Genomic DNA, 16,712 nt, shown 5'->3' on the forward strand with positions numbered 1-16,712 from the left:
TCGGTGGCGTCTCGGCTATCCGGGCACGCGACGGACGGCACCCGCCCCCGTCGCCAGGTATCGGGACCCCGCGCTTTTCTTCGCGGGCCCAGCAAGGGAAGGTGTACGGCATGACCGAGAACAGCAGCACGACCGCCCGCGCGCAGATCGGCGTCACCGGACTTGCCGTGATGGGCTCCAATATCGCCCGCAACTTCGCCCGGCATGGACACACCGTGGCACTGCACAACCGGAGCGTCGCGAAGACCGACGCCCTCATCGCCGAGCACGGCGGTGACGGAGACTTCGTCCGCACCGAGACCGTCGAAGAGTTCGTTGCGGCACTACAGAAGCCGCGCCGCGTCCTGATCATGGTGAAGGCGGGCGACGCCACGGATTCGGTGATCGAGGAGCTCGCCTCCGCGATGGAGCCGGGCGACATCATCATCGACGGTGGCAATGCGTTGTACACGGACACGATCCGCCGCGAGGCCTCCCTCCGTGACCGCGGACTGCACTTCGTCGGTGCGGGCATCTCCGGCGGCGAGGAGGGCGCGCTCAACGGCCCGTCGATCATGCCGGGCGGCCCCAAGGAGTCGTACGAGTCCCTCGGACCGCTGCTCGAGTCCGTGGCAGCTCAGGTCGACGGCACCCCGTGCTGCACCCACATCGGCCCCGATGGCGCAGGCCACTTCGTGAAGATGGTGCACAACGGCATCGAGTACGCCGACATGCAGCTGATCGGCGAGGCCTACCACCTCTTCCGCGACGCGCTCGGCCTCGACGCCGGCCAGATCGCGGACGTGTTCACCGAGTGGAACGCCGGCACCCTCGAGTCCTACCTGATCGAGATCACCGCAGAGGTGCTGCGCCAGAAGGACGCCAAGACCGGTCAGGCGCTCGTCGACGTGATCGTCGACGCCGCCGAACAGAAGGGCACCGGCCGCTGGACGGTCAAGTCGGCGCTCGACCTCGGGGTCCCGGTCACCGGCATCGCCGAGGCGGTCTTCGCCCGCGCCCTCTCCGGTTCGCGCACCCAGCGCGCGGCCGCCCAGGCGGCGGGCCTCGCGGCCGGCACGCTCGGCGAGAAGCCGAGCGATGCAGCGCAATTCACCGAGGACATCCGCGCCGCCCTCTACGCGTCGAAGATCATCGCGTACGCGCAGGGCTTCGACCAGATCGCGGCTGGCAGCGCCGAGTACAACTGGGACCTCAAGCCCGCCGACCTGGCCACCATCTGGCGCGGCGGCTGCATCATCCGCGCGCAGTTCCTCAACCGCATCAAGGATGCGTACGAGGAGAACCCGGGCCTGCCGAGCCTGATCCTCGCCCCGTACTTCCGGGAATCCATCGAGGCGGGCATCGACAGCTGGCGCCGCGTCGTCGCGACGGCGACCCTGCTCGGCATCCCGGTCCCCGGTTTCGCCTCCTCCCTGTCGTACTACGATGGCCTGCGTGCCGAGCGCCTGCCCGCCGCGCTCACCCAGGGGCAGCGCGACTTCTTCGGCGCCCACACCTACGAGCGCACCGACCGTCCGGGCAAGTTCCACACGCTCTGGAGCGGCGACCGCACCGAGGTCGAGGCGTAGCAACCGCCGACGTGCCACGAGCCCGGCCTCCCGGGGCGCACACCGAAGGGTGTCCGCCGACGGGACGCCGGGCTCGACTCGTCAGGCCACCATCCGGCCGCCAGGCGGCGGCCCCAGCAACGGCTGCACGATGGTCGAGCTGATCTCGGCCTCCCACGGCATCAGCCCCTGACAGTCGGCCCAGACCGCCTGGACCGCGGACACGTCTCCTGGCCCGTACAACGCGACCGCGCGCAACAACCAGGACTCGTACTCGCGCGCCCGGATCAGGCACACCTCGAGGCCGCCGACCTCGAGCCGCTCCCCCGTCCCGAGCCGATCGCCGTGCCACAACCGATGGGCGAGCCCGCCAAGAACCGCCACCGACTCGTCGGCGGCCCGGCCGGTGACGATCACCTCGGGACAGCCGATCTCGGTCAACCCGACCGTGTAGCAGAAGGCTGGATGGACGCCCCGCTCGTCCACGGAGGACTCGACGTACTGCAGCGCCCATCCGAATCTGTCGATGGTTCGCAGCATCCTTCGGTGCGCCTGCTCCGGCGTCATCCCCTCGCAGATCTCACACATGACCACCCTCCCGACATCGAATGTATGTTCGATGCCGATCATGCGCCATGCCACCGACACCATGCGCCCACGGGGATGTCACATGGGACGCATGCAGGACAAATGATGGAACCCATGCGTCGGAGCGGTAACCTCACTGCACGCGCCGACGACGTTCCGTGAGATCGGGGGCGCCCCGCGGCCCAACACTCGGAGGCAACCGCGACATGTCCGACCCAGCCACCACAGGACCCGCAGCCACGTTCGCGGGCCTCGGCCTTCCGCCACTGCTGGTGCAGTCGCTGAACCGGGAGAAGATCACCGCCCCGTTCCCGATCCAGGCCGCCGCGATCCCCGACATCCTGGCCGGGCGGGACGTGCTCGGGCGCGGGCCCACCGGGTCCGGCAAGACCCTCGCCTTCGGGCTGCCGATGCTGGTCCGGCTCAAGGGAGCACCCAGCGCACCTGGGCGGCCCCGCGGGCTCGTGCTCGCGCCGACAAGGGAACTGGCGGCGCAGATCGAGAAGGCCCTCGACGAGTCCGCACTCTCGCTCGGACTGCGCCTCGCCTGCGTGGTCGGCGGACTCCCCATCAAGGCACAGGCACAGCGGCTCGCGCGCGGGGTTGACCTGCTGGTGGCGACGCCCGGCCGGGTGGCCGACCTGATCGCCCAGGGCGCCGCGTCACTCGCCGATGTCCGCGTGACCACGATCGACGAGGCCGACCACATGGCGGAGCTCGGGTTCCTGTCGCAGGTCACCACCCTGCTCGACCAGACGGCGAAAGACGGGCAGCGGCTGCTCTTCTCGGCGACCCTTGACGGCGGAGTGGACGACCTCGTCCGGGACTACCTGCACGATCCCGTCGCACACGCCACCGCGCCGGTGGCCGCCTCGGTGGCCACGATGGCGCACCACCTGCTCCACGTCCGCAAGGCCGACAAGTGGGTCGTGCTCGCCCAGATCGCCTCTCGCAGCGGCAAGACCCTGCTCTTCGTTCGCACCAAGCACGGCGTGGACCGGGTGGCCGAGGAGCTACGGGCGGCAGGCGTCGTCGCGGGAGCGCTGCACGGCGACAAGACACAGAGCAACCGCACCCGCACCCTCGCGGCGTTCGCCGACGGCGACACCCCGGTACTCGTCGCCACCGATGTCGCGGCCCGCGGCATCCACGTGGACGGGATCGACCTCGTCGTCCACGTCGACCCTCCCGCCGAGGCGAAGGACTACCTTCATCGCGCCGGACGGACCGCTCGCGCAGGCGAATCCGGGACGGTGGTGACCCTGGTGACCGACGACCAACGCGCCGAGGTCGCCGCGCTCACCGCGAAGGCAGGCGTGGACGTCGTTGGCGTCGAGGTGCGCCCGGGCGCACCCGAACTGGTCGCCCTCACCGGCGCCCGCGAGCCGACCGGCGTCCCGGTGCCCCCGCCCTCCGCACCGGCGCCGACGGCACCGAAGGAGCGGGCCACCGGACCGGGTGCCCGCGGCAGGCGTCCGGGCGCGACCACGGTTCGCTCCGGCGGGCGGCGCGGCAGCGGCGCAGGGGCGCACGGCCACCGCAACCGAGGAGGACGCTGAGCGATGTCCGGAACCCCGCTACTGGCAGTCGCGTTCGCGCTGATCGGTGCGCTGCTGTTCGCCTGCGGCTCCGTCGCGCAGCAGAGCGCGGCGGCCGGGGTCGCCGAGGACGAAGCCCTGCTCGCCGAGCTGGTCAGGAGCAAACGATGGTGGGCGGGACTGCTCGGCGACGGCGGCGGGTACGTGTTCCAGGCGATCGCGCTCGGCGTCGGGTCGGTGCTCGTGGTGCAGCCACTGATCGTGGCCTCGCTATTGTTCGCACTCCCCCTCTCCGCCCGGTTCAGCGGTTCCCGGATGACCGCGCGCACCTGGGCGATGGCATTGGCGCTTGCGGCGGCGCTCGTCGTGTTCCTGATCGTCGGAAATCCGACCGAGGGCCACAATTCCGCGGCGATCGCCGACTGGCTGATCCCGCTCGCGGGAGTCCTCGGGCTGGTCGCCGCGGCGGTCGCGGCCGCGCTGGCCCGGATCCGCCCCGGCCCGCGGGCCCTGCTGCTCGGATTTGCCAGCGGCGCGCTGTACGGCGTCGCGGTCGCGCTGACCAAGTCCGTCATCGACCTGCTGCACCTTGGCCCGGCGGCCGTGCTCGGCAACTGGACCACCTGGGCCCTGATCGCCGCCGGACTCACCGGGTTCTACCTGCAGCAGCGCGCGTTCCACGCGGGCTCGCTCTCGGCATCGCTGCCCGCCATCACCATCGCCGAGCCGCTGGTGGCCGCCTTCCTCGGGTTCGCGGTGCTCGGTGAGCGGCTACGGGTGCACGGCCCCGGGATCGCGGTGATCGCGGTAGCGGTGCTCGTCATGGTCGTCACCACGGTCGGGCTGTCCCGATCCCAGGCCGAGGTGACGACCCACGCCCAGTCGTCGCAGCCGGTACTCTCGTAAGACGTGCGCTTCCTCGACGGCCAGCAGCCGCCCTATGACCTGACCTACGACGACGTCTTCATGGTGCCGAATCGCACCGACGTCACCTCGCGCTTCGACGTGGATCTGTCCACGCTCGACGGATCGGGCACCACCATCCCGATCGTCGTCGCCAACATGACCGCGGTCGCCGGGCGCCGGATGGCCGAGACCGTCGCGCGCCGCGGCGGGATCGTGGTCATCCCTCAGGACATCCCGGCCTCCGCGGTCGCCGAGACCGTCGCGTTCGTCAAGAGCCGCCACCTCGTGGCCGACACCCCGGTCACCCTCGGGCCCGAGGACTCCGTCTCCGACGCGATCGCGCTGCTGCCCAAGCGCGCGCACGGCGCCCTTGTCGTGGTCGAGAACGACCGGCCGATCGGCGTCGTCACCGAGGCCGCGTGCGCGGACGTCGACCGGTTCGCCCGGCTCCGCTCCGTCGCCATCACCGACTTCGTCACCGCGCCCGTGACGGCCTCCCCGCGCGAGGTCTTCGAGCTGCTCGAGACCAAGCACGACCCGATTGCGGTCATCGTCAACGAGGACGGCACCCTGGCGGGCGTGCTCACCCGCACCGGCGCGATCCGGGCGGGCATCTACGAACCGGCCCTCGACGCGGACGGCAAGCTGCGCGTCGCCGCGGCCGTCGGCATCAACGGCGACGTGGCCGCGAAGGCGAAGGAACTGGTCGCAGCGGGCGCGGACGTCCTCGTGATGGACACCGCACACGGTCACCAGCAGAAGATGCTCGACGCGCTCGGTGCCGTCGCGGCGCTCGACCTCGGCGTGCCGCTGGCGGCGGGCAACGTCGTCTCGGCGGCAGGCACGAGGGACCTCATCGCCGCGGGCGCGAACATCGTCAAGGTCGGCGTCGGTCCCGGCGCGATGTGCACCACCCGGATGATGACCGGCGTCGGCAGGCCCCAGTTCTCGGCGGTGGCCGAGTGCGCCGCGGCCGCACGGGAACTCGGCGCCCACGTGTGGGCGGACGGCGGCGTCCGGCACCCCCGCGACGTGGCACTGGCCCTCGCAGCCGGCGCGTCGAACGTGATGATCGGTTCCTGGTTCGCCGGCACCTACGAGTCCCCTGGCGATCTGCGGATGGACCAGGCGGGCAACGCATACAAGGTGAGCTTCGGCATGGCGTCCAAGCGCGCGGTCGCGGCAAGAACGGCCACCGACAACGCGTTCGATCGCGCCCGTAAGGGACTCTTCGAGGAGGGCATCTCGAGTTCCCGCATGCGCCTGGACCCGGACCGCCCCGGCGTCGAGGACCTCATCGACCACATCTGCTCCGGCGTGCGCAGCACCTGCACCTACGCAGGCGCCCGCACGGTCGAGGAGCTGCACGAGAAGGCGCTGCTCGGAGTCCAGTCCGCGGCCGGGTTCGCCGAGGGACGCCCGCTGCCGGCGGGCTGGTAGCGAGCCGACACACCGGCGCACCACCTCTACTACCGGGCACGGTCCCCGTGCCCGGTAGAATCGTGGTCTGCACGCGCCCACGCGCAGCGAAAGCCTGCGCACAACAGGAAGGAACAAGGTGCCTGAGGCACCCACTCTGACCGTCGTCGACTCGACCGAGTCCGGCGACGAGAGCACCTCTACGGAGGGCTCCTCTACGGAGCCGGGCGACAAACCCGGCGCACATCCCCCACTGTTCGGACCCACGCTCGGCGGCGATAGCTGATGGAGATCGCACTCACCGTCTTGAGCCTCATCGGGTTCGCGGCCCTGACCGCAGGCACCGCGTTGTTCGTGGCCGCGGAATTCTCGCTCACCGCGCTCGAGCGCAGCACCGTCGACGCACACGCACGCAACGGCGACCGGCGCTCGCGGCAGGTGCAGCACGCACACCGCACGCTCTCGTTCCAGCTCTCCGGCGCCCAGCTCGGCATCACGATCACCACGCTGATCACCGGCTATCTCGCGGAGCCGGTGCTGGCCAAGCTGATCGATCCGCTGTTGACAGCCGTCAACATCAGCGAATCCGTTGCCAGCGGCATCTCGCTGACCCTCGCCCTGGTGCTGGCCACCTCGCTGTCGATGATCTTCGGCGAGCTGGTGCCGAAGAACCTGGCCATCGCCCGCCCGCTGCAGACCGCGCGCGCCACCGCGGGCCTGCAGGCCGGGTTCTCGGCGGTGTTCAAGTGGGCGATCAACGGGCTCAACGGGTCCGCCAACTGGGTGGTCCGACGGCTCGGCATCGAACCCGCCGAGGAACTGCGCTCGGCACGCTCCCCCCAGGAACTGGGCTCGCTGGTGCGTACCAGCGCTCGCCGCGGCGCGCTCGACGCCGGGACCGCGCTGCTCGTCGATCGCTCGCTGCGATTCGGCGAACTCACCGCGGAGGAGCTGATGACCCCGCGGGTGAAGGTCGAGACCCTCGAACTCCGCGACACCGTCGCCGACCTGATCGAGGCCGCGTCCCGAACGGGCTTCTCACGGTTCCCGATCGTCGACGGCGACCTGGACGACACGGTCGGCGTCGTGCACATCAAGCACGCGTTCACGGTGCCCGCCGCCGGCCGCACCTCCACGCCGCTGATCACCCTCGCCCAGAAGGTCCCGGTGGTGCCGTCGAGCCTCGACGGCGACGAGCTGATGGAGCGCGTCCGGGCAGACGGCATGCAGGTCGCGCTCGTGGTCGACGAGTACGGCGGCACCGCGGGCATGGTGACCATGGAAGACCTGATCGAGGAGATCGTCGGCGACGTCCGCGACGAGCACGACGAGCCGGAGATCGAGGTGCAGCGCAGCGGCGACAGCTGGATCTGCTCGGGCCTGCTGCGCATCGACGAGGTCTCCCAGACCACCGGTTACTCGGCACCCGAGGGCGAGTACGACACCCTCGGCGGCCTCGTCCTGGCCCACCTGGGCCGCATCCCCGAGGTCGGCGACCAGGTGGCGCTGCCCCATCCGGACGACGACGGCCGCTCGGCAGGCGGCTGGATAGCCCGGGTCGCCGCGATGGACGGCCGCCGGATCGACCGGGTGGTGCTGACCCCGGTCGCCGACCTGGCCGACCACTCGACGGAGACGAAGGAGCACGGCGATGAGTGACCTGTTCGCGGTCGCCCTGACCGTTCTCCTGCTGGCGGGCAACGCGTTCTTCGTGGCCGCCGAGTTCGCGCTGATCTCAGCGCGACGCGACCGGCTCGAGGCCCTGGAGGCGCAGGGCAAGAAGCGGGCGCGCACGGTGATCAAGGTAGGCGAGAACCTCTCCCTGATGCTGGCGGGCGCGCAGCTCGGCATCACGATCTGTTCGATCCTGCTCGGCCGGGTCGGCGAGCCCGCGATCGCGCACCTGATCGAGGCGCCGTTGGACGCCCTCGGCGTGCCCGCCGGGTTCCTGCACCCGATCGGGTTCACGCTGGCACTCTCGCTGGTGGTGGTGCTGCACATCCTGCTCGGCGAGATGGTGCCGAAGAACATCGCCATCGCCGGGCCGGAACGCAGCGCGATGCTGCTGGTCCCCATGCACCTGGCGTTCATCCGGCTCGTCCGCCCGCTCATCGCGTTCTACAACTTCTGCGCGAACGCGTCGCTGCGGTTGATGCGGGTCCAGCCGAAGAACGAGCTGGACACGACGGTGTCGGCGCTGGAGCTTGCCGAGATGATCGGCGAGTCCCGGTCCGAGGGACTGATCGACGAGGAGGAGCACCGGAGGCTGACGTTGGCGCTGCACACCGCCGACCGGACCGTCGCGGATGTGCTGATCCCGCTCGACAAGGTGCGCAGCGTGCCGTTGACAGCGAACGGGACCACGCTCGGCGCCGTCGAGGAGGCGGTGATCGAGACCGGCTACTCCCGCTATCCCGCGCGGCTGGCCGACGGAACGCTGGCCGGGTACCTGCATCTCAAGGACGTCCTCGACGAGGTCGGTGACGTCCACGCGGGGCCGGACACGGTGATCCCCCGCTCGGACGTGCGCCCGCTGCCGCAGGTGCAGGTGCAGACCCCGCTCGACGAGGCGCTCGGGACGCTGCGCCGCGCGAGCAGCCACCTGGGGTCTGTGGTCGACGAGACCGGGCAGACGATCGGCATCGTCGCGCTGGAGGACCTGGTGGAGGAGTTCATCGGTACCGTTCGCGACGGCACCCACCGGATCGACGACGCGGTGCCGGGGCAACGGACACCGTGACACAGCCGGACCTCCGGAGCGGTCCACTCGTTCTCACACAGGACGAGTGGACCGCCCGCCGCGACGCGCACCGGGACCGGGTGGACGCCCTGATAGGGGCGCACCTGTCCCGGCAGACGCGCGGCGAGAAGCACCCGGTGATCGACTTCCTGTTCACCTACTACAGCCTGCGGCCCGCGCAGCTGCGACGCTGGCACCCTGGCCTGGGAGTGCGACTGACCGGGCCCGCGGCGCGCGAGTACTGGGACTACTCCGGGTACCACCGGTGTGGCGACGACGCCGAGGCCGATCCACGCGTGCTGACCCAGCGCCGCTCGATGCTCGAGTTCACCGAGCGCCTGCTCGCGGGCACCGCCGCGCGGCCAGCGCAGCTCGGCTGCTTCGGCCTGCACGAGTGGGCGATGGTGTACCGCGGCGGCGCGGAAGCGGTCCGGCATTCGGGCACCCCGCTCCGGCTCGGGCCGGACGGCACCGACGCGGTGGTGGAGTCGATGAACCTGCGCTGCACGCACTACGACGCGTTCCGGTTCTTCACCCCGGACGCGGTGGGCCGCAACGACACCGCATTGCGACGCGAGGACCAGGCGGCGCGGGAACAGCCGGGCTGTCTGCACGCGGGCATGGATCTCTACAAGTGGTGCTACAAATTGGCGCCGCTGGTCGACTCCGACCTGCTGCTGCGGTGTTTCGAACTGGCGATGGCCGCGCGGGAACTCGACATGCGGGCGAGCCCGTACGACCTGAGCGCGCTCGGCTACGAGCCGGTGCCGATCGAGACCGCGGTGGGCCGGGCGGACTACGTGCGGGCGCAGTCGGCGCTGGCGGAGCTGGCCGCGCCCCTGCGGGCGGAATTGCTGGACCGCTGCCGCTCGTTCCTGCACCGGACGTCGTTCAGCGAATCCAGCTGAGTCCTCCTGCCTCGATTCGCTGAGCGGTGCGTTCGAGCCAGTCGATGTCGTGCCGGAGACGCGACAGCAAGTACTGCGCCTCGATCATGTGGACTTCGGGTTCGGCCGGGTCCATGGCGGCCTGTTCGAGTTCGCGGACGGCTTCCCTGATGAGCTCGACCCGCCTCTCGAGAACTGTGGCGGCTTCCGCGGGCTGCAGGATCCCGAGGTACGCGAGTGCGGTGACGAATGTGGGACCGCCGGTCGGGTCGCCTTCGCGAAGTTGCTGCCGCACCCGCTCGGCGAGTGCCGCCACACCCGATTCTGTCACCGCAATGGCGGCGCGATCGTTTCCGCTCGCCGCCGTGACCCAGCCGTCTGCGGTCAACCGGTCCAGGAGTGTGTAGACGGTCGCGTTGCGCACCTGGAGGTACTCATAACGCCGCGTCAGTTCGCGGAACAGCGCGTAGGCGTGGCGCGGCTGCTCGACCAGGAGGCCGAGGATGGGCAACACGAGGGGGTTGTCGAGCGCGTTCTTGGGCACAGACGAAGCCTATCCAATGCCCGTATACGGCTAGTAGTCTATGGTTAGCCGTATACGGCTAATGGAGGTGACATGATTTTCGGGATCTGGCCTGGCGTCGTCGCGGCGGACCTTGTCGACTTTCGCCCACTCGACTGCCCACCGGAAGACACCACTGCGACGCTGTCGGCGCTGCGCAACCTGCAAGGTGACGCGCCCGCCTTCTACGTGCGTTGCTATCGACATTTCGGGGTCGGCGTACAGCGGGGTACGGCGACCCCCCGAACCCCCGGCCGCCCCGAGTTGTACGCGGGAGACGGGCGCCTGATCGACCTGGTCGCCTGCTACCAGAGCCCGGAGCCGGACCCGAGTGGCTTCGCTGAGTTCGTCCGCGAAGCTGTCCGAGACGTCGCCGAGTGGGGTGGCGGCAAGGTGCAGGTCGGCGAGGAGTTGAACATGCCCGCACCACAGGACGGAGGCAGCCCGGGATGCTTCGACGCCGTTGCGGCCGGCATCGCCGCCGCACTCGAGGAACGTGAGCGACTCGGCGTCGACGTCGAGATCGGGGTGAACTCGGCAGGCATGGCAGATCCGGTCTTCTGGCGGCGGATGGCCGACGCGGTCGGCACAGAACTCCTCGCGACACTCGACTACATCGGCCTGGACGCTTTTCCCGACGTGTTCCATCGCGTCCCGCATGATCAGCTCGCCGCATCGGTCACCTACCTGCTGGAGCGTTTCCGTTCTGTCACAACAGACGCCGGGGTCCCCGAGAGCACTCCGATCCACATCACCGAAACGGGGTGGCCGACCGGTGCCGATCGGGACGAGACAACTCAGCGCGTAGTCCTGGAGACCGTGGCCGACGCCGCTCTCGATTCCGGCGTCGGCGTCACGGCCTACGAGTTCTTCGGGCTGCGAGATGGCAACAGCGACGCGGGATGGACCAGCCGTTTCGGACTCCTGCGCGACGACTACACACCCAAGCCCGCCTTTCACGCCGTCCGCAACCTCGTCGCCGGCCGATCTGAAGCCTGATCGCGAATGTGCGCGACGCGCGTCCAGCCACCGCCGGCCAACCAAGGTCGGCCCGCCCGATCAGCCGCCCTGCGACGCCCACTCGATCGCGGCCTGCTCCTCGGCGAGCGCGAAGGCCCGCACCTCGCAGGGGAACAGGAAACTGATCAGGTGGATGGCCTTGCCGATCCACTCGTGATCGGTGACCAGCGCGATGCGACCCCAGCTGTGCCGTGGACGGGACTCGAGCTCGGCGTCCTGCCACAGCGCACCGGCGGTGTAGCGGCTCAGATCGTCGCCGAGCACATAGACGATGTTGACCTTCTCGTGCTCGGCGATCTTCGCGTCGATGGCCGGGTCGAGGACGTCCCTGTAATCCTGCGCGGTCACCGTCCCGCTCGCCCGGAAACCCAGGGTGCCTGCGGGCAGGTTCTCCATGGTCTCGATCACGGATCCATGGTTTCACAGCTCGAGTCCCGGTGCGACGCAACGCGAGAGTGCCGAGGGCACCGAATCACTCGCGTCCTTCGGACGCGTGCTGCACGATCACACGGTGAAGTTCACCCGAGAAGACATCGACACCCAGGAACTCGATCGGCGCCGGGCGCTCTACGGCCCGCTCACCGCGGCGGTCCGCGACCTCGTCGACGCCACCATTCGCACCGAGGTCGACGAGGCGGTGATCCGCGAGGTCCAGGCCACCATCGTCGACGCCACCGCGAAGCTGCGCGCCACCCAGATCGACGGCGGGTTCGGGATGCGGTTCACCGCCGACGGCGAGTCGATCGCCTGGGGCAACGCGGGGATCGGCCTGCGGAACGCGATCGCTCCCCCGCTGGTCATCGAGTCCGACGACGCCGGCCTGCACTGGACCGAGGTCACCCTCGGCGCCGCCTACGAGGGCCCGCCGGGGCTGGTGCACGGCGGGATCTGCGCGCTGGTGATGGATCACCTGCTCGGCACCACCGCCAGTTCGATCGAGCCGCGGTTCACCGGCACCCTCACGCTGCGCTACCGGCGCGGCACCCCGCTCGGACCGCTGCGCGCCGAGGCCCGCATCGATCGCAACGAGGGCCGCAAGACCATCGTGGTCGGGACCCTCTCGGACGCCATGGGTGTCACCGTCGAGGCCGAGGGGATCTTCATCGGGCCCGCCGTGCCGCCCGCCTAGCGGATCGCCGCCGCGCCCCAGGAATACCGGCCGAATCAGTACGGTTGGACTGTTAGCCCACCAGGACAAACAGCTAGACGATTACCGCCGAGTAACATCTAGTCCGTCTACATGAGGCATTCCCAGAGAAGTGAGGCATTTCATGACTGAGCGCGTGCAGGTCGGTGGTCTTCAGGTCGCCAAGGTTCTCCACGATTTCGTGGGCACCGAAGCTCTCCCGGGTACCGGCGTAGACGCAGACGCGTTCTGGGCGGGTGCCGTCAAGGTCATCGAGGACCTCGCCCCGAAGAACAAGGCGCTGCTGGCCAAGCGCGACGACCTGCAGGCGCAGATCGATGCCTGGCACCGCGACCACTCCGGCCCGGCCTTCGACGCCGCCGAGTACAAGGCGTTCCTGCAGGAGATCGGCTACCTGCTGCCGACGCCTGCCCCGTTCAGCATCGAGACCGAGAACGTCGACGCGGAGATCGCGACGACCGCGGGCCCGCAGCTCGTGGTGCCGGTGCTCAACGCCCGGTTCGCACTCAACGCCTCGAACGCCCGCTGGGGCTCGCTGTACGACGCGCTCTACGGAACCGACGCCATCTCCGAGGCGGACGGCGCCGAAAAGGGCAAGAGCTACAACAAGGTCCGCGGCGACAAGGTGATCGCATGGGCCCGCGAGTTCCTCGACACCGCGGCGCCGCTCGCGGCGGGCAGCCACGCCGACTCCAAGCGCTACTGGATCGACGGCGCCGAGCTGAAGGTCGAGCTGACCGACGGCACCGTCACCACGCTCGCGCAGCAGGAGAAGTACGTCGGCTACCTCGGCGAGAAGGACGCGCCCACCTCGGTCCTGCTGCGCAACAACGGACTGCACGCGGAGATCCAGATCGACGCGAGCTCCCCCATCGGCCAGACCGACGCGGCCGGGGTCAAGGACGTCGTCCTCGAGTCCGCGCTCACCACGATCATGGACTTCGAGGACTCGGTCGCGGCTGTCGACGCCGACGACAAGGTCGTCGGCTACCGCAACTGGCTGGGCCTGAACCGCGGCGACCTCGCCGAGGAGATCAGCAAGGGCGGCAAGTCCTTCACCCGCAGGCTCAACGACGACCGCACCTACACCGCGGCCGACGGCGGCGAGCTCACCCTGCACGGTCGTTCGCTGCTGTTCGTGCGCAACGTCGGGCACCTGATGACCAACCCCGCGATCCTCGACGCCGACGGCAACGAGGTCCCGAGGGCATCCTCGACGCGCTGATCACCAGCCTCTGCGCGGTGCACGGCCTGACCATCAGCGAGGCCAACGGACCGCACAACAACAGCCGCACCGGCTCCGTCTACATCGTGAAGCCGAAGCAGCACGGCCCCGAAGAGGTCGCGTTCACCACCGAGCTGTTCGGTCGTGTCGAGCAGGTCCTCGGCCTGCCCGCGAACACGCTCAAGGTCGGCATCATGGACGAGGAGCGCCGCACCACGGTCAACCTGTCCGCGTGCATCAAGGAGGCCAGCGAGCGCGTGGTCTTCATCAACACCGGTTTCCTCGACCGCACGGGCGACGAGATCCACACCTCCATGGAGGCGGGCGCGATGGTGCGCAAGGCCGAGATGAAGAAGCAGAAGTGGATCGGCGCCTACGAGGACTGGAACGTCGACACCGGACTGGCCGCGGGCCTGCAGGGCAAGGCGCAGATCGGTAAGGGCATGTGGGCCATGACCGACCTGATGGCGGACATGCTCGAGCAGAAGATCGGTCACCCCCGCTCGGGCGCCAACACCGCCTGGGTCCCCTCGCCCACCGGCGCCACCCTGCACGCGACGCACTACCACCGCGTCGACGTGTTCGCCGTCCAGGACGAGCTCAAGGGCAAGCCGCGGGCGACCGTGGACGACATCCTGACCATTCCGCTCGCCCCGAGCACCGACTGGTCGGACGCGGAGAAGAAGGAGGAGCTGGACAACAACTGCCAGTCCATCCTCGGCTACGTGGTCCGCTGGATCGACGCGGGCGTCGGATGCTCCAAGGTGCCGGACATCCACGACGTCGCACTCATGGAAGACCGTGCCACCCTGCGCATCTCGAGCCAGCTGCTGGCGAACTGGCTGCGCCACGGCATCGTCACCGAGGTGGACATCGTGGCAAGCCTCGAGCGGATGGCCCCGGTCGTCGACCGCCAGAACGAGGGTGACGCCACCTACGTCCCGATGGCGCCGGACTTCGACACCAACATCGCCTGGCAGGCCGCCAAGGAGCTCATCCTCGAGGGCGCGTCGCAGCCGAGCGGTTACACCGAGCCGATCCTGCATCGCCGTCGGCGGGAGTACAAGGCCGCCAACGCCTGACACGCAGCGACAGCATCGCGAAGCCGCCACCAGACCGATCCGGTCCGGTGGCGGCTTCGCCGCTTCCACGGTGCCGCCGTCCGTAGACTGCGAAGGTACCGATGAGGCGGACCTGCGTGCCGTCACCGATCGACGACAAGGCGGGCACACGTGGGGCAGCATCGCGGCACACAGGGCACGAGGGGTGTGAGCAAGGGCCCGGTGATCGCGGTGGGAGCGGTCATCGCCGTCGTGCTCGCCGTGCTCGGCTGGTTCCAGCTCAGGGACCGGATCTCGGACCAGGGCACCCAGGCGGCACAGATGTGCGTCGAGGGTCCCGCCGTCCTCGACGTGACCGCGGATCCAGACATCGCCCCGCAGATCCAGACCCTGGCAGACCGCTACTCCCAGACCACGCCGGTCGTACGCGACCACTGCATCACCGTTGCCGTCACCCCCGCCACCTCACAGACCGTGGTCGACGCGCTGGCGGCGAGCGCAGGGAAGGACTGGTCAGGGCCCGGACCGGCACCGGCCCTGTGGATTCCGCAGAGCACCCAGTCCATCGCGCGACTCAGTGGGCAGACCGGCCTGATCGACGGCCAGCCGAAGTCGCTCGCCACGTCGCCGGTGCTGCTGGCGGCCCCGGTCACGCTGGCCGAGGCCCTCAGCGCGTCAAAGGTCGGCTGGCAGGACCTCTCTCGCCTGCAGTCCGACCCGAACGCACTGCCGGGGCTCGGGCTCCCCGGATGGGGCTCACTGAAGCTGGCCCTGCCGACCGGCCCCGGCTCGGATCCCTCCACCCAGGCCGCCGAGGGCATCGCCGCGGCGGTGTCGGGCGCAGGCGCGGGTCCGGTCACCGAGACACAGGCCGCGTCCGCGCCCGTCGTCTCGGCCCTCTCCTCGCTCGCGATCGGCTCCACGGCCGCGTTCCCGCCTGCTCCCGACAAGCCCGCCGTGACAGCGGATGCGCTCGCGGCGCTCGGCGCGCAGCACGACCCACGGACCGGCGCGCTGCACGCGGTGGCGGTCACCGAGCAGCAGCTCTACGCCGCCGAGCCGGATGCGAACGCGCTCACCGCTTTCCTTCCTGCCGGGGCCACCCCGATGGCCGATCACCCCGCCGCGATCCTCTCCGCCCGCTGGGTGGACGAGGCACGCAGCAGGGCAGCCGCGGAGTTCGCGGACTACCTCCGCCGTCCCGAGCAGGCGACGGTGATTCGCGACGCCGGTTTCCGAGTCGACGGCAAGTCGCCCTCGGCGGTGGGGGCGGTCCCCTTCGCACCCGTCGACACGCCGCTGCAGCCGGCCACAGGGCCGGTGGTCGACACGCTGAGCCGAACGCTCGCCAATCCGGTGGTGCCCCGCAGATCGACCGTGTTGCTGGATATCTCGGGTTCGATGAGCAACGTCGAGGGCGACGGGACGCGGCTGACGAACACGACCGCGGCGCTGACCGAGCAGCTGAACCGGACCCCCGACTCCACCGATCTCGGGCTGTGGGTCTACTCCAAGAACCTCGACGGCGCCAGGGCATACAAGGTTGCCGTCCCGACGGGCTCGCTGACCGACACCGTCGGCACCGGAACGCGGAGGCAGGCGATCGACACGGCGCTCGACTCCCTGACCCCTGCGACCGCGACGTCCACCTACGCGGCGGTCCAGGCCGCCTACGCGGACGCGGTGCAGGGCTACGGCGCGGACCGCCCGAACTCGGTGCTGCTGATCACCGACGGCCCGAACGACGACACGTCGATCACGGCCCGGCAACTGCTGGCGAAGATCCGGGAGACCACCGTGGACGGCAAGCCGGTCCGCATCGACGTCATCACGATCGGCGAGAACTCCGATGCCGACACCCTGCGGGCCCTCGCGGAGCAGACCGGGGGTTCGATGACCGCGGTCGGGTCCTCACAGGGACCCGAGTTGGGCGCGGCGATCGACCAGTCGCTCGGCTGACGCCGGGCCGGCAGGTCTACGGCGTAGACGCCGTACTCAGACGCACCATTCGATGTCGGCGGAACCGGGCAGCGGGACGACGAAGCAGAACTGCAACGACCCTCCCCCGATGA

Annotated in this window: 13 protein-coding genes and 1 pseudogene; 11 read left to right on the forward strand and 3 right to left on the reverse strand. The window is 69.9% G+C overall.

The window, feature by feature from the left end:
• The first annotated feature begins 110 nt into the window (after positions 1-110).
• Positions 111-1,568, forward strand: a complete 1,458-nt coding sequence (gene gndA, locus BTZ20_RS13770; protein ID WP_077041757.1) for an NADP-dependent phosphogluconate dehydrogenase — start codon at positions 111-113, stop codon at positions 1,566-1,568.
• 81 nt (positions 1,569-1,649) lie between these two features.
• Here gndA and BTZ20_RS13775 read toward each other — a convergent pair whose 3' ends face one another.
• Positions 1,650-2,135 carry a DUF4262 domain-containing protein gene (locus BTZ20_RS13775; RefSeq protein WP_077043701.1) on the reverse strand — a complete coding sequence of 162 codons (486 nt, stop codon included), beginning with the start codon at positions 2,133-2,135 and terminating at the stop codon, positions 1,650-1,652.
• Positions 2,136-2,341: 206 nt separating this feature from the next.
• Between BTZ20_RS13775 and BTZ20_RS13780 the strand changes: the two genes are divergently transcribed.
• The 6 genes from BTZ20_RS13780 (at position 2,342) to BTZ20_RS13805 (ending at position 9,646) form a co-directional block, all read left to right on the forward strand.
• Positions 2,342-3,694, forward strand: coding sequence for a DEAD/DEAH box helicase (locus BTZ20_RS13780; RefSeq protein WP_077041758.1), 1,353 nt, complete (start codon positions 2,342-2,344; stop codon positions 3,692-3,694).
• Positions 3,695-3,697: 3 nt separating this feature from the next.
• A complete protein-coding gene (locus tag BTZ20_RS13785) occupies positions 3,698-4,579 on the forward strand; it encodes a DMT family transporter (RefSeq protein WP_077041759.1) in 882 nt (293 codons plus the stop codon).
• Between the two features lie 3 nt (positions 4,580-4,582).
• On the forward strand, positions 4,583-6,019 hold the full coding sequence (locus tag BTZ20_RS13790) for a GuaB1 family IMP dehydrogenase-related protein (RefSeq protein WP_077041760.1): 1,437 nt from the start codon (positions 4,583-4,585) through the stop codon (positions 6,017-6,019).
• A 264-nt stretch (positions 6,020-6,283) separates the two neighbouring features.
• Entirely contained in the window at positions 6,284-7,657 is a 1,374-nt protein-coding gene (locus BTZ20_RS13795) for a hemolysin family protein (protein WP_077041761.1), read from the forward strand.
• Complete coding sequence (locus BTZ20_RS13800; RefSeq protein WP_077041762.1) at positions 7,650-8,738, forward strand: hemolysin family protein; 1,089 nt, start codon at positions 7,650-7,652, stop codon at positions 8,736-8,738. Before BTZ20_RS13795 ends, BTZ20_RS13800 begins: the two co-directional genes overlap by 8 nt.
• Positions 8,735-9,646: a 3-methyladenine DNA glycosylase gene (locus BTZ20_RS13805; protein WP_077041763.1), complete on the forward strand. Its 912-nt coding sequence runs from the start codon at positions 8,735-8,737 to the stop codon at positions 9,644-9,646. The genes BTZ20_RS13800 and BTZ20_RS13805 overlap by 4 nt, the downstream gene beginning before the upstream one ends.
• Here the strand turns inward: BTZ20_RS13805 and BTZ20_RS13810 are convergent.
• The gene (locus tag BTZ20_RS13810) at positions 9,630-10,169 is read right to left on the reverse strand and encodes a PadR family transcriptional regulator (protein WP_077041764.1); all 540 of its coding nucleotides are present in this window, start codon (positions 10,167-10,169) and stop codon (positions 9,630-9,632) included. The genes BTZ20_RS13805 and BTZ20_RS13810 overlap by 17 nt on opposite strands.
• Positions 10,170-10,241: 72 nt before the next feature.
• Between BTZ20_RS13810 and BTZ20_RS13815 the strand changes: the two genes are divergently transcribed.
• The gene (locus tag BTZ20_RS13815; RefSeq protein WP_077041765.1) at positions 10,242-11,186 is read left to right on the forward strand and encodes a hypothetical protein; all 945 of its coding nucleotides are present in this window, start codon (positions 10,242-10,244) and stop codon (positions 11,184-11,186) included.
• A gap of 60 nt (positions 11,187-11,246) precedes the next feature.
• Here BTZ20_RS13815 and BTZ20_RS13820 read toward each other — a convergent pair whose 3' ends face one another.
• Positions 11,247-11,615, reverse strand: a complete 369-nt coding sequence (locus BTZ20_RS13820; RefSeq protein ID WP_077041766.1) for an STAS/SEC14 domain-containing protein — start codon at positions 11,613-11,615, stop codon at positions 11,247-11,249.
• 103 nt (positions 11,616-11,718) lie between these two features.
• Here BTZ20_RS13820 and BTZ20_RS13825 point away from each other — a divergent pair, with 103 nt between their 5' ends.
• The 3 genes and pseudogenes from BTZ20_RS13825 (at position 11,719) to BTZ20_RS13835 (ending at position 16,599) form a co-directional block, all read left to right on the forward strand.
• Positions 11,719-12,336 carry a PaaI family thioesterase gene (locus BTZ20_RS13825; RefSeq protein ID WP_077043702.1) on the forward strand — a complete coding sequence of 206 codons (618 nt, stop codon included), beginning with the start codon at positions 11,719-11,721 and terminating at the stop codon, positions 12,334-12,336.
• A gap of 142 nt (positions 12,337-12,478) precedes the next feature.
• A pseudogene (locus tag BTZ20_RS13830) lies at positions 12,479-14,661 on the forward strand (malate synthase G).
• A 150-nt stretch (positions 14,662-14,811) separates the two neighbouring features.
• Complete coding sequence (locus BTZ20_RS13835; RefSeq protein WP_083742673.1) at positions 14,812-16,599, forward strand: substrate-binding domain-containing protein; 1,788 nt, start codon at positions 14,812-14,814, stop codon at positions 16,597-16,599.
• The last annotated feature ends 113 nt before the right edge of the window (positions 16,600-16,712 follow it).

This window comes from Rhodococcus sp. MTM3W5.2 (assembly GCF_001984015.1).
GTDB classification, from domain to species: domain Bacteria; phylum Actinomycetota; class Actinomycetes; order Mycobacteriales; family Mycobacteriaceae; genus Rhodococcus_G; species Rhodococcus_G oryzae.